We start from the raw sequence: 12,644 nt of genomic DNA, 5'->3' as shown, positions 1-12,644 counted from the left end.
ACGTCTAGACGTCTAAATGGCTGGTTATTTTTAATCGAAAAGACCAATAAAAAAGGCTCACATAACATATCTTATTGATACCGTGAGCCTTTGTGGAATTATATTGCTTTAGAGCATTTACGCTTTTTTTCGTTTGAGAAGCGCGAAGATCATCAGTGAGAACAGCAGTGCTGCGCTAGACCAAACCACGTAGCGATGATCGGTATAGAACTGGCTAAGGACGCTCAAATGCTCAAACGCGAAGTTGGTGAGCAAACTGAACACGGCAACCCAAATGGTGGTTGCAAGCGCGTTGCCTAATAAGAACTCTTTGCGCGGCATCTTAGCAATACCGCAAGCAAGCGGCATAAACTGCTTCATTCCTTCCACGAAGCGGCTAACAACCAAACAAGCAGGACCATACTTCTGAATCGTACTTTGTAGCTTCTGCATTTTGGGGCCAGAAATATAGCCTTTCTTATCTAACCAACCTTCAAAGTAATAGCCAATCAGGTAGCCGCACGTGTTGCCAAAAAAGCAACTCAACCAAGAGACTATCATCACTAGGCTAAGGTTCATGACATGCTCAGATGAGATGATAGACGCCGCAATCATCAGCGATTGCCCCGGCATCGGAATACCAATGCCTTCAAGAAAGATGCTGACGATAAGGGCGAGATAGCCATATTGCTCAAGCAGTGGCTTCATCGCCATCAATAGTTCATTTATGTGTTCCAAACGCTTTCCTCTAACAAAAGTGGAACGAAGCTGGAGTGATACTCCTGTTAGTTAGCTTGGTCAATCGACGTTGTTCTCAGTCAATAAAATCTGACACGCCGTTGATAATAGTGATGCGTATTTAGTCTTTTAGGTTACGCCTTACTAAGTCGTGCATTTGCTTAATCGTCATCAATGCTAACCAGATGATCTCTTCGACAGACCGTTGACCAGCTGTTGAGGAGGGGTGATCGGCATCGGTTTTATTGCTCAGCACTGGCAGCTCATGCACGCGATTGTCACGAATCGTACCGATCAACGCATCCATCGCATCATGAATCAGACGTTCGACTTGGAGTGAGCCTTGGTAGTGGGTGCCCGTTCTCACTAGAGGGATAAGCAAGCAGAGGTAGTGACTCAACAAGCGATAATGGCTCAACATATCTTCGTAATAATGCGGATCAGCGCGAGTGTGCCTTGGCTCTTGCTGCATCTCATTGTAAATCAGTTCAAGGTCGCTTTCAGCAGTGAGCATAGCGGCACGTTGCTTAGTGAGCGCCATATGATCACGTTGCTCTGTGTCGACTTGTAACTGCTCATAGCAATACACAAATAAGCTTTTTGAACTATCGAGTGCTTTTAATGCTTGGGTATGAATCTCCTTACCTCGCCACTGCGGCCACAATAAGCCATAACCGAGCAAGACAATTGCGCCACCGACGACATTGTCGATCAGGCGTGGTGCGGCAAAGTCGAGCCCTTGGTGTGCCATGGTCTGATAAACCAAAATTAACAGTGCGGTAATACAGCCAATCGCCAGCGAGTAATGACGCATAATATTGAGCATTGCGACAGGTAATAGAACTGCGATCAATGCAAGCAGAATGGTCGTCGGAACACCAAGGTGGATCAATGAGGTGGCGAACAGTACCCCAAGCGCTGTACCTAAACAGCGTTGCCAAGTTTTACTTCGGGTTGCCAAGAAACTTGGCTGGATCACCATTAACATGGAAATCAACACCCAATCCGGGCGAATCAATTCAAAGTATTCAGCAATCCCAGCGCCAAGCGCAAACATCAAACCAACGCGCGTCACGTGGCGCCAAATCGGGTTGCCTCGACTTGGTAAACGGAAAGACAGTTCGAATGGTTGCACATCAAAGGAACGTTCATAAGCGGGTTCATTGAGCTCAATACGACGAGAAATATGCTTGACCGCGTATGCCCAGTAGCGAAAGCGAGGTTGGTCTTCTAACTTCACCGCCTCAATCAAATCATGAGCTTCCTGTTCTAGTGAGCTCAAGTGTTCCATCTCTTCATGCGTGTTATGCAAAAGCTGCTTGGCTTTTTGCCTTAATCTCTGCTGACAGTGTTGGCTCCAAACCAAGAGCAGATCTCGTTTCGGTTTACTGGATTGAAATTGCTTGAGCAGATCAGGGTTGCTTGTATGGCTGCTCAAGATGACTTCAAATGTATCGAGCGCCAAAAACAAAGCCTGACGTAATGAGTTGGCCTCTTCATGTTTCGAGCGAAAAGATTCCGATTGCAGCGCTTGTTGGAATAGTTCAATCAACTGATATTTGATGCGTCGTTTCGGGGCATCGTTTTCGCTTCCAAGTAAGAAAGCTTGGCGATATTGAATATAGTCCGCCAGCGTCTCGTAAATCGCAGAAAGACAAACACGCAGCGCGTAATGCTTCCATAAGGCAAACCAAAGCCAACTGAACAGCGCAAAAGTGAGTGGTCCCAACACCAACATAGGATAGAGACCAAGTACCGCGCTGGAATTATGTAGCGACAAGCTCACGACCGCGATCAGTAAGCTCGACATGCCAAGACGTCCCCAAAACGGACCATTCACTGCTGTACTGGCCAATACTGCTCCCATCGCGCCGTAAGTCAGCCACAGTGGTAAGCCCATATTCAGCAGGGCATAACTGATGATGAGCGTAATGCTCCACGTGAAAGCGGTAATCGCAAAGCGTGTCCAGCGTCTAGGGCCTGCAGTGTCTAAACCGCTGATCAATGCTGCAGGCATGGTCATTAAAGCTGTCATGGCGAGATTGATTTGGTTGAATAGCACACCCAATCCCATGAACAGGACAATCGCGCTGGTGGCACGCAGACCAAGGTTGACAGAAGGGGAGTACCAGATTTTACGCAGAAAGGCAGGAGATAACGTCATAAACCCTCATTACAGTTGGCAACCCCTTCAGTGTAACGCGAATATCTTTCGATGTGCTGGCTTCAACCACAGTTTGAAAAATTGAAGCGGAAGCGTTATCTAATCGCCTCCTCCAAGCTGAGTAAATAACCAATCATTGAACAGCGAGACTTTTCGCGCCGCTAGACGGTAGTTCGGCACAAATACGTAATAGCCATAATGGCTCAGCATACTCAGCTGTTGAATGTGGTGGACCTCATCTCTCGACATCGCCTGTTGCACCATAAAATCAGGTAGAAGAGCAAGCCCTTTGCCAAGCTTTACCGCTTCATAAGAAAGATAGAAATGCTCATGACCGACGGGGTGATAATGAATCGCGCTTTGCAGAGATTGTTCTAGTTTGAACTGCTCCCACAACTGAGGGCGTGTCGTTTGAGGAATAAATGCGAAATCCGCAATGGACTGTTTGTCGTTACATGTTGAAGAACTTGATGAGCCCGTTAGCAGTAGCGTTTCTTGACGCAACAATCGACCATGTTCGTAGTGACTAGAAAGAGGAAGGCAACGGATGGTGATGTCGCTGTCTACGTCTAGCTGATTTACTGGACCATCACTGGTGCGAACTTTAACGCGGATATCAGGATGGATTTGATGGAATGCATCAATGTTTGGCACCAACCACAAACTGGCGAAAGAAGGCGTAACATCGACTACCAATAATTCTTGCTCTGTGTCGGTTTGGATCAAGCTTGCCGTCGCATGTTGGATGATCTCCAACGCTTCAGTTACCTTGGGTAAGTAACGTTTTCCTTCTTCGGTGAGCTCAATACCGTTGATACCACGTTGAATCAAAGGCAGCCCAACCAGTTGCTCTAACGTCGCAATTTGTTTACTCACGGCACCTTGAGTTACGCACAAACTCTCTGCCGCTTTAGAAAAACTCAGTTGATTAGCAACCGCAACAAAGGTCCGAAGTGCACGAATAGAAGGGTATTCACTGCCTTTTAGCATGATCTCATGTCCATTGATGAATGCTTAACCACAGACTAAGAGATTTTTGCGACGAATCAAAGCGATGAGTTGAGGGGGAGATACAAATTGCAGATACAAAAAGGGCCAACCCTTTCGAGTTGGCCCTTTCCAAACGTTTGGTGGAGCTGGCGGGAGTTGAACCCGCGTCCGAAAACCTTTCATCATTGGTACTACATGCTTAGTCGATCTTTAAATTCACCATCCACCTGCGAACCGACACGCTAGTAAATGACTATCCTGAATTAAAATTCGCCGTTCATCTCTCAGGCGGGAGAATCCGGGCTAGCGCGTTTGGGTTTGATCCCTCGTTGGTCCCCGTCTTACGTGCGGAAGCTAGGGCGAGAGAGCTCTGAGCAGGTTATTAAGCTGCTAGTGCGTAGTTTTCGTCGTTTGCGACTATTTTTTTGCGGTTTGTTAACGAGGCCTACCGCACCTCGGCATGCACCTCAGACTTCTGAATTCCCGTCGAATCCTAAATCAGCCCCAGAGGTAATATCGGCATAGTAACAGAAAAGCCTAGGCTGTCCAGTACTATGCGTCTAAGTGGTCAAGTTTAACGCAGTGAACTCTTCATCACGCGTGCTTTTTCACGAGCCCAATCTTTTTCTTTAAGATCGGTACGTTTGTCGTGAAGCTTCTTACCTTTCGCTACACCGATCTTGATCTTCACCCAAGAGCGAGACCAGTACAATGACAACGCGGCTAGTGTCATACCTTCACGGTTGATGCGACCAAGAAGGTTGTCGAGTTCACGACGACTCATTAGTAGTTTGCGCACACGTGTAGGGTTTGCGACAACGTGAGTTGATGCTTGATTAAGAGGAGTGATGGTCATTCCGCTGACAAAAGCCTCTCCGTCACGCATGAAAACGTAGCTTTCAGCGATATTGGCTTTACCTTGGCGAAGCGCTTTCACTTCCCAGCCTTGTAGCTCCAAGCCTGCTTCAATTTCATCGTCAATGAAGTATTCGTGGCGAGCTTTTTTATTAAGCGCGATAGTGTTGCTACCCGCTTTTTGTTTTGATTTTTTCTTTACCATAATGGCCTCATTATACGGGTTGGGTATACGTTAGGAAATCCTTTTATTTGCGCTATCGTCGAATAAAAGTAAAATTGGCACAAGTCTTAAACTTGTACGCGTATCGATAGGAGTGTGTATGAAGCAAATCAGCCGTTCTGCTTTGGTGTCTTTTAGTGCAGAGCAGATGTTCGATCTGGTCAATGATGTTTCGAAGTATCCTGAGTTTCTACCTGGTTGTTCAGGTTCACGAATCATTGAGTCTTCGGGCGAAGGTATGGTGGCTTCTGTCGACGTGGCGAAAGCAGGTATCAGCAAGACGTTTACAACTTCTAATGAACTTATTCCTGGCCAAGCGATCATGATGAATCTGGTGGATGGTCCTTTTAAGACCCTTCGTGGTGGATGGATCTTTACCGCACTTGATGAGCAGGCTTGTAAAGTTGAGCTGAAACTTGAGTTTGAATTCTCAAGCAAAATGATTGAGATGGCTTTTGGCAAAATCTTTAATGAGCTAACCAGCAACATGGTAAACGCTTTTACTAAACGTGCGAAACAGGTGTACGAGTGCTATGAGTATTGAGTCGGATATGATTCATGTTGAGGTGGTGTATGCACTTCCTCAGGAGCAGCGTGTGTTCAATTTGGTTGTGAACAACCAAGCAACGGTTGAAGAGATTATTCGTCAGTCTGGTGTACTTGAATTGTACCCAGAGATTGATTTGAAGAAGAATAAAGTCGGCGTTTACAGCCGCAACGTTCGACTAGATGCGACGGTTCGAGACAAAGACCGACTCGAAATCTACCGTCCACTACTGGCGGATCCAAAAGAGATTCGCCGTAAACGAGCTGAGCAAGCAAAAGTGGCAGGCAATGCAGACCCTGTGACGGGCGGTAAGCCAAACACCTTGAGAAAATCTGCAGAATAACGCTTGAAGATATAAAACAAAACCTCCCAACTGGGAGGTTTTGTCGTTTCTGGCGTTTATCTTGGCGAGTCTATCGAACTCGGAGTTTCTGTTCTGGTGTAGATAATTCCTTCCGCTAGGTCGTTGGCGTAGCTTAGAGGTTGATAAATGATGCTATCTGGGTGTTTTAACCCGGCAATATCTTCCATTTTAATAAAGGCATTTTCGACGCCATTTTGTGCCAAGAGTTTCTCCACACTTCCCATCTCACGAGTTGAAAAATGAGGAATTGCCCGTAGCTCTGGATCGGATTCCATTGGAGTGATGTATCCATCTTCGAAGGTATGAATCAAGCTGTACACTTCATTTGGGTCTACTTGTTGGCGCAGATGCCAGAACGCACCGGTGCTGTCATGCCATGCACCGACATAGTTGCTTATGTGGACGTTGTGGCCCCAAGCGAGAATGCTTTTACCTGGTAACCACTCTTTCTGTAGCCATCGCAAGTTGTCGGCTTGCATGATTTCATCTGGGTTGTAGGTATCAAACCAGCGACTTTGCACATGCGCTTGCATACTTTTGACTATCTGCAACCAGAAGGTGGCGTATTCGCGAAAATCTTGCCTTTGCTCCAATGGAGGTAGGAGTTGTTCGGCTTTCATTTGAGACATCACAGAGTTAAGAGACGCAAGTTGATTGATAAATGCTTGCTTCGCGCTGTGGTCTGGCTCGGCAAAATACCAAGGGCACATCATTGCCTCGCCGTTGGTGATAAAGCTTGCCCAATCTAGGTTGATCAGTTGGTGCTTCTCTGCGAATGTTTGCATTTCTGGCAGCATGGTACTGCAAGCGGGGTCACTGCTGTGCCTGCCATCAAATGCGACATAATACAAAGGCTTGTCAGTAAACGCTTGTTGCTCAACGTACTCGTATAGTGGGTAGATTTCTGGAGTTTCTGAGTAGAGGAACATGAAAGAGTAGAGCATGGCGTCTCGTACATCGGTGATTTCTCCATCCATCAAGCGTTGCCACAAGCGAAGTCCGTCATACAGGCCACTCTCCATTGCAAGAACGTCGATTTCACCAGATTGATGCAAGTATTTGGTAATACGAGATTTTAACTTGTAGCCTTGTGCGCCACCGTGAGTCGCTTCACCGAGACCAATAAATGATTTACCCGCTACAGCTTGCCTGATGGGCTCGAGGTCTGAGTCATCCGCATGATTAAACTCTAAACTGTTGATATGGGAAGTGATAGCGATTTGTTCTTTCGAATCGTCATCATCACAGCCAAGCAAAAGGAGTGAAGAGATGGCGAGTAGACCATAAGACATTGCTTTCATTTTTGTGTTCCTTGCATGAACCATTACTCCATTCAGACTAAATGTGAGTGGTTGCATAAAAAATGCTCAGCAAGAGGATTTGCGAGTCCATTCAAACAAAGCGATGAAGGGAGAGTAAGAGGGAAAATAAAGCTGTGAATTAGGGAGTTAGAGTGAGTGACAAGCAATAAAAAAGCCTCCATGAGGAGGCTTTAGGAATACTGCGAAAATAAAGGTTGTTTACTGAATCTTCTCGTAAAACGCATCGCTTTTCGGGTAGTCGCCGGTTAGATCAGCAAGCGTACCTTGATCGTTAAATTGAACGATCAGATCTTTCTGCACGGAATCACCGTGACCTGGTGTGTGATGGTAAATGTAGTACCACGTGTTCGGGTAGCCATTTTCAACCAACATAGGTGAACCAAGAACGTAGCGAACCTGTGCTTTAGTCATCCCAAACTTTAATTTATCAACCGCACTTTGTTCTACATAGTTGCCTTGGTTGATATCAATACGATAAACCAGTCTTTCCAATACCGAACATCCTGTCAGCAATGTCATTGCTAATGGTACGGCAACTAACCACTTCTTTAATTGCATAATAATTTCTTAGTAACCTTTAAAATACTGCGCTGATAATAAACAAGCTCGACGCAGATGTAAAAAGCTATGCGTCGTATGGTAGGAAATCTGACAACGAATTTTGAGTTGAGTTGCATTTATTCGCTGATATTGCACGCTAAATGACAGAACATGACTCACAAATTCGCTTAAACCGAGAACTGAACAGTTTGTCACGCACAATAATGGCATTTTTGTCCGGCCAATGAAGGAGAAAATTCAGCGATTATTTGGCTTGAGAAAACTCAAGTAGAGTATCGCCGGAAAAGCGATAGTACTCTTTCTCGTTGACTCGCTCAGCACCAATCGATTGGTAAAACCGACCTGCAGTAGGATTTGTGCTTTCTGCTGTCCAATCTAATCGATGACAACCATGATTGATAGCAAGAGACGCGAGATATTTCATCAACTTTAGTCCTACGCCTTTTCCTCGCGCAGAAGAGGACACGAATAGGTCCTTCAAATACATTTGCCCGGAGAGTTTCGGTGCAGGAAACATCACGGTGTAGGTCGCAAATCCCATTATGGTATCGTTATTGTATGCAGCAATAACTTTGACGCCTGAGTACTCTGAAAAGACTTTGTACTTGAGATAATGTGCCAACTCTTTCTCAGTGGCTGCTTGTTCTTTGAAGTAGTACTGCTCTAATTCGGTAAAAATGGGGATGAGATCTAAACAGCTTTCATGGTCGACTGTCCTGATATCCATATTTCATCCCCTTTCTAAGGCTAAGTCGTTAAGCTGCAATAAGCAGTTCTTTTGCGTTTGCCAGTGTAGAGTCAGTGATTTGGCTGCCTCCAAGTAAGCGAGCGAGTTCTGCCACACGTTGCTCTTCATCCAGTGAGCGCATTTGTGTTTCAGTTTGGCCGCTTTTGGTGTGTTTTGCGACAAACATCTGCTGGTGGCCACAACCAGCAACTTGCGGCAAGTGGGTCACACACATGACTTGGGTCGATTCACCTAGTTTGCGTAGCATCTTGCCAACTACGGCCGCTGTTGGGCCACTGATACCTACGTCCACTTCATCGAAGATCAAGCTTGGTGTGTCGACTTTCTGAGCAGTGATCACTTGGATAGCCAAGGAGATACGCGATAGCTCACCACCAGACGCGACTTTAGCGATTGGTTGTAATGGCTGTCCTGGGTTGGTTGAAACCAAGAAGCATACGCTATCCATGCCTAGTGGAGATGGATGCGCGTTTTCGTTGTTCACTTCGATGCTGAACACGGCTTTTTCCATGCTCAACTCGTGCATGCTTTGCGTGATCAGCTTGTTCAATTCTTTAGCATAACGGCTGCGTGATTTGTGCAGTTTTTCTGCTTGAGTTAAGAAGCTTTGGTATTTCTGTTCCACTTCTTGTGCTAATTCATCCAAGCGTTCATCAGAGCAATCTAGTGCTTCAATTTGTGCTAGCAGATCTTGGTGGTGTTGGTAGAGCTCATCAGGCATCACATGGTGTTTGCGAGCCATCGACATCACTTTAGAAAAACGTTCTTCGACATAAGCCATGCGACCTGGGTCGACATCGATGCCGTCAAGGTAGCTGCGAAGTTCGTTTTTGGTTTCTTCTAGCTGGATCATTGCCTCTGACAGCATGTTTGGTAGTTCAGCTAATTTCTCATCTAATTCCGCTAATTGGATTAGGGAGTGATTGGCCGATTGCAAAATACCAAGCGCATTGACTTCTTCACCTTCGTAAATAAGTTCGATGGCTTGCTGGCAGGTAGCGGCAAGTTCACCGCTGTTGGACAGTCGTTTGTGCTCTTGCTCGAGCTCTGCGAATTCTTCTTCACCTAGCGATAACTCATTCAGTTCTTTGATTTGGTATTCAAGCAACTGTTTTTGTGCCTGGTTTTGCTGGCTGTTCTCTTTTAGTTGCTTAAGGTTATTGTCTGCCTGGCGCCAATGCTGGTAAGCACTGCGTGTGCTTTTTAATAAGTTTAAATGTCCTGCATATTGGTCAAGCATGGCCATTTGATGCTCGCTTTTCATCAGTTGATGATGAGCATGCTGTCCATGGATGTTGATCAACAACTGCCCAAGAGATTTGAGTTGTGAAAGTGGGACTGGGCTGCCGTTGATGAAGGCTCTAGAGCGGCCTTCTTTAGTTATGATGCGACGCAAGATACATTCGCTGCCATCCAGCAGGTCGTTATCTTCTAGCCAACGCGTTGCGTGTAGATTGTTGTCCAGTAAAAAGGCTGCGCTGACTTCTGTTTTTTCTTCGCCTTGTCGCACCATGCCTGCATCGGCACGTCCGCCTAAACAAAGACCTAATGCATCAATTGCAATAGATTTACCTGCGCCTGTTTCACCAGTGATGGTGGTCATGCCCTTTGAAAGCTCGAGCTGTAAAGATTTAACAATCGCAAAATTATTAACACTTAGATGAGCCAGCATTTTTATTTACCTGTATAACCGAACAATACTGTATAAGAAAACAGTATATACTGTTTCTTTATACAGTAAAGGTGGGTTAGGTATTTTTTCTCAAAGAAGCGATTTTTTGTGAGGGAGAAGGGAAAAATAGGTCGCAGAAAATGCAACGACCTATTTAAATTGAACAAGTTACGGGCGAGTTGGGTTAATTGTGAGCGGCTCTAAAGTAACCACTGCGTTGACGCCGGCACCTGGATGGTCGACATAAGAAGTGTCTTGCATCAGCGTGTAGTAAACATCGACAAAATCATCATCGTTGGTGAGTGCCCCATCAGGTATCGCATCAATAATTTTGTTCGTGATTTGAGGAATGATGGCGTATGCCTGTACTTCTGGATCTGGAATTGCCTTCAGGACTTCTTCTGCAACCTGAACAAGCAGCTTGGCTAACTGTTTGTAATCGGTGCCATCATCTTGCTCCATTAAGACGATATCCGCCGCCCCCCAACGGTAACGAGACCAGTGAATGATGATTTGGTTCGGATAGTAATCTTGATTGTCGTAATCCAAATATGGAAGTTCGACCAAATCTAACGCTGGCTCGTCACGGCTTGGATTGACGCCAGTAACGATGGCGTAGATTTCTGCTTTGCCCGAGATCCAAGGTTCTTGATCATCTGAAAGACGAATCTTCTTAAGTTGCGTGGTTTGAATTGGTTGAGTGGAGCTTGCTGCACTGGCCAGAAGAGGGGCATTAGCTCGCTGGTTATCGGATAAATATGGCTGGACCATGGTTGCTTGACCTAAGCTTTTCATCTCTGCTTGCATGGCTTGCAGGCCAGCTTTGAGTTCTGCTGAGCTATTGTTATCAATAACCAAAACCGGTACGTCAGGAAGTTGATAAACGTCTAACTGGTGGATTTGACCATAGACATCGTACGCTTCGATGTATTGCCATTGCTCATCATCGCCACTTGGCTCAAAAGCAAATAGGGGGCTAATTTTGCCTTCTTGCCATACATCTAGCATCGCTTCATTTGCAAGGCGAACTTCGAGAAGCTGTTCTGAGTATTCTGAAATGCCTTTCCATGAGCGAATTTGTGTATCGGCTTGTACAAGTTGTTTACTGAAAGCCGATAGGGGAGTTTGTTCAACAAAAGAAGAAACAGGGACATTGATGTGTTCTGCGGTGATGTCTCGGCGCAGCATCGGTTCTATGTCGGTGTAGCTCTCACTGAGTTGTTGTGCCAACGCTCGTTTGGTGTTGGTGATGTCCTCGGCTTTTGCGTTTGAAATATCGGTAACCTTTGCCTCCTCAGATTGGCAGCCCATAAGCGCTAACGTACTGAGAGCGGACAATATAATTGTTTTTTTCATAATGCGTCCTTTGAGATAACTGGTATGAAATAGAGTTTATATTCTATTCATGGCGAGAATATCATCGGACATCGAGCATTCAATTCGAGCGTTAAGGTTTGTATAAAATTTGCACACAAGATCTAAATTTATAAAATTAATTTTAACGTTGCTTGATTGAATGTCGTTTGGCTTTTACAAGAGGCTTTTATGGCAGAGAAGAAAAAAGGTTGATGCTTTCACACCAACCTTTATTGCTAAAACAGTTTGCTTGACCAACCAAGCTTATTTCTTAGTACGTGATAGTAGCTGTAGTCCTTCGGATGGATCAGCTTGAGAACGTTCGGGCTCTGATAGATATGGATTTCATCGCCTGGAGACACTGGTAGGGAGACTTGCCCGTCACAGCTCACTTCTTGCGTGCCGCGGTTTTCTGGAGAAACGACCAGTTTGATACGACGTTTTCCATCCACAACTAGCGGTCGACTAGACAATGTATGCGGGAACATTGGCACCAGAGAAATCGCGTTTAGGCTTGGTGACAAAATTGGGCCGCCACCTGACAAAGAGTAAGCTGTAGAGCCCGTAGGAGTGGAAACAATTAACCCATCGGCACGCAGTGAGAACGCGAAGCTGTTATCAATATAGACTTCGAATTCAATCATGTGCGCGACTTGGCCAGGGTGCAAGACCGCTTCGTTCAATGCTGCGTTGTGGCTCTTGATTTGACCGTGACGATGGATTTCTGCTTCCAATAAAAAGCGTTCTTCCTCAATGTATTCACCTTTTAATACGGCTTTCAATGCTTCTTTAAAGTCATCAGGATCTAGGTCAGTCAGGAAGCCCAAGTTTCCTCGGTTTACCCCAATGACAGCCACATCAAAACGAGACAAGATGCGAGCTGCGCCTAACATGTTACCATCACCGCCAACGACAATAGCGAGATCGGCGTTTTTACCCAGTTCAACAAGGTTAGCAAACTGGTTTTGCGGGATTTCGTCTAAAATTGCAGCAAGGCGATCATCGATAAAGACTTGGTAACCTTCAGAGGTCAGCCATTCGTATAACTCTCTATGAGTTTGAATTGCCTGCTGATCTCGTGGTTTTCCGATAATCGCGATCACGTTACATGGGTTTTTCATAGCA

At 45.6% G+C, this 12,644-nt stretch carries 12 protein-coding genes and 1 other RNA gene; 2 read left to right on the top strand and 11 right to left on the bottom strand.

Annotation, left to right across the window (positions count from 1 at the left end; translation table 11 throughout):
• Positions 1 to 117: 117 nt before the first annotated feature.
• From A9237_RS05215 to smpB, 5 genes are all read right to left on the bottom strand, one after another.
• Positions 118 to 693 carry a DedA family protein gene (locus A9237_RS05215; protein WP_005440257.1) on the bottom strand — a complete coding sequence of 192 codons (576 nt, stop codon included), beginning with the start codon at positions 691 to 693 and terminating at the stop codon, positions 118 to 120.
• Positions 694 to 838: 145 nt separating this feature from the next.
• Positions 839 to 2,881, bottom strand: a complete 2,043-nt coding sequence (locus A9237_RS05210) for an FUSC family protein (RefSeq protein ID WP_078607798.1) — start codon at positions 2,879 to 2,881, stop codon at positions 839 to 841.
• A 99-nt stretch (positions 2,882 to 2,980) separates the two neighbouring features.
• The gene (locus tag A9237_RS05205) at positions 2,981 to 3,871 is read right to left on the bottom strand and encodes a LysR family transcriptional regulator (RefSeq protein WP_078607797.1); all 891 of its coding nucleotides are present in this window, start codon (positions 3,869 to 3,871) and stop codon (positions 2,981 to 2,983) included.
• Positions 3,872 to 4,009: 138 nt separating this feature from the next.
• Positions 4,010 to 4,377, bottom strand: a transfer-messenger RNA (tmRNA) gene (gene ssrA, locus A9237_RS05200).
• Between the two features lie 68 nt (positions 4,378 to 4,445).
• Complete coding sequence (gene smpB, locus A9237_RS05195) at positions 4,446 to 4,931, bottom strand: SsrA-binding protein SmpB (RefSeq protein WP_005440253.1); 486 nt, start codon at positions 4,929 to 4,931, stop codon at positions 4,446 to 4,448.
• 118 nt (positions 4,932 to 5,049) lie between these two features.
• Here smpB and A9237_RS05190 point away from each other — a divergent pair, with 118 nt between their 5' ends.
• Both A9237_RS05190 and A9237_RS05185 read left to right on the top strand, forming a co-directional pair.
• Positions 5,050 to 5,493, top strand: a complete 444-nt coding sequence (locus A9237_RS05190) for an SRPBCC family protein (RefSeq protein WP_005424743.1) — start codon at positions 5,050 to 5,052, stop codon at positions 5,491 to 5,493.
• Positions 5,483 to 5,839, top strand: a complete 357-nt coding sequence (locus A9237_RS05185) for an RnfH family protein (RefSeq protein ID WP_078607796.1) — start codon at positions 5,483 to 5,485, stop codon at positions 5,837 to 5,839. Before A9237_RS05190 ends, A9237_RS05185 begins: the two co-directional genes overlap by 11 nt.
• A gap of 56 nt (positions 5,840 to 5,895) precedes the next feature.
• Here the strand turns inward: A9237_RS05185 and A9237_RS05180 are convergent, their stop codons facing one another.
• The 6 genes from A9237_RS05180 to nadK form a co-directional block, all read right to left on the bottom strand.
• A complete protein-coding gene (locus A9237_RS05180; RefSeq protein ID WP_045415706.1) occupies positions 5,896 to 7,161 on the bottom strand; it encodes an erythromycin esterase family protein in 1,266 nt (421 codons plus the stop codon).
• Between the two features lie 219 nt (positions 7,162 to 7,380).
• A complete protein-coding gene (gene bamE, locus A9237_RS05175) occupies positions 7,381 to 7,740 on the bottom strand; it encodes an outer membrane protein assembly factor BamE (protein WP_005440242.1) in 360 nt (119 codons plus the stop codon).
• Between the two features lie 247 nt (positions 7,741 to 7,987).
• A complete protein-coding gene (locus A9237_RS05170) occupies positions 7,988 to 8,470 on the bottom strand; it encodes a GNAT family N-acetyltransferase (RefSeq protein WP_078607795.1) in 483 nt (160 codons plus the stop codon).
• A 28-nt stretch (positions 8,471 to 8,498) separates the two neighbouring features.
• Positions 8,499 to 10,163, bottom strand: a complete 1,665-nt coding sequence (gene recN / locus A9237_RS05165; RefSeq protein ID WP_009705604.1) for a DNA repair protein RecN — start codon at positions 10,161 to 10,163, stop codon at positions 8,499 to 8,501.
• A gap of 168 nt (positions 10,164 to 10,331) precedes the next feature.
• Entirely contained in the window at positions 10,332 to 11,519 is a 1,188-nt protein-coding gene (locus A9237_RS05160) for a DUF3103 domain-containing protein (RefSeq protein WP_041060392.1), read from the bottom strand.
• Positions 11,520 to 11,755: 236 nt separating this feature from the next.
• Positions 11,756 to 12,640, bottom strand: coding sequence for an NAD(+) kinase (gene nadK / locus A9237_RS05155; RefSeq protein WP_078607794.1), 885 nt, complete (start codon positions 12,638 to 12,640; stop codon positions 11,756 to 11,758).
• Positions 12,641 to 12,644: the final 4 nt, after the last annotated feature.

Origin of the sequence: Vibrio owensii, from assembly GCF_002021755.1 — a bacterium.
GTDB lineage: Bacteria > Pseudomonadota > Gammaproteobacteria > Enterobacterales > Vibrionaceae > Vibrio > Vibrio owensii.
The sequence above is the reverse complement of the archived record's forward strand: the minus strand, read 5'-3'. Positions and strand labels throughout refer to the sequence as shown.

Coding starts and splice junctions, on each gene's coding strand:
- A9237_RS05185 (WP_078607796.1), top strand. CDS start 5,483: ATGAGTATTGAGTCGGATATGATTCATGTTGAGGTGGTGTATGCACTT.
- A9237_RS05190 (WP_005424743.1), top strand. CDS start 5,050: ATGAAGCAAATCAGCCGTTCTGCTTTGGTGTCTTTTAGTGCAGAGCAG.
- recN (WP_009705604.1), bottom strand. CDS start 10,163: ATGCTGGCTCATCTAAGTGTTAATAATTTTGCGATTGTTAAATCTTTA.
- A9237_RS05205 (WP_078607797.1), bottom strand. CDS start 3,871: ATGCTAAAAGGCAGTGAATACCCTTCTATTCGTGCACTTCGGACCTTT.
- A9237_RS05180 (WP_045415706.1), bottom strand. CDS start 7,161: ATGAAAGCAATGTCTTATGGTCTACTCGCCATCTCTTCACTCCTTTTG.
- smpB (WP_005440253.1), bottom strand. CDS start 4,931: ATGGTAAAGAAAAAATCAAAACAAAAAGCGGGTAGCAACACTATCGCG.
- nadK (WP_078607794.1), bottom strand. CDS start 12,640: ATGAAAAACCCATGTAACGTGATCGCGATTATCGGAAAACCACGAGAT.
- A9237_RS05170 (WP_078607795.1), bottom strand. CDS start 8,470: ATGGATATCAGGACAGTCGACCATGAAAGCTGTTTAGATCTCATCCCC.
- A9237_RS05215 (WP_005440257.1), bottom strand. CDS start 693: ATGGCGATGAAGCCACTGCTTGAGCAATATGGCTATCTCGCCCTTATC.
- A9237_RS05160 (WP_041060392.1), bottom strand. CDS start 11,519: ATGAAAAAAACAATTATATTGTCCGCTCTCAGTACGTTAGCGCTTATG.
- bamE (WP_005440242.1), bottom strand. CDS start 7,740: ATGCAATTAAAGAAGTGGTTAGTTGCCGTACCATTAGCAATGACATTG.
- A9237_RS05210 (WP_078607798.1), bottom strand. CDS start 2,881: ATGACGTTATCTCCTGCCTTTCTGCGTAAAATCTGGTACTCCCCTTCT.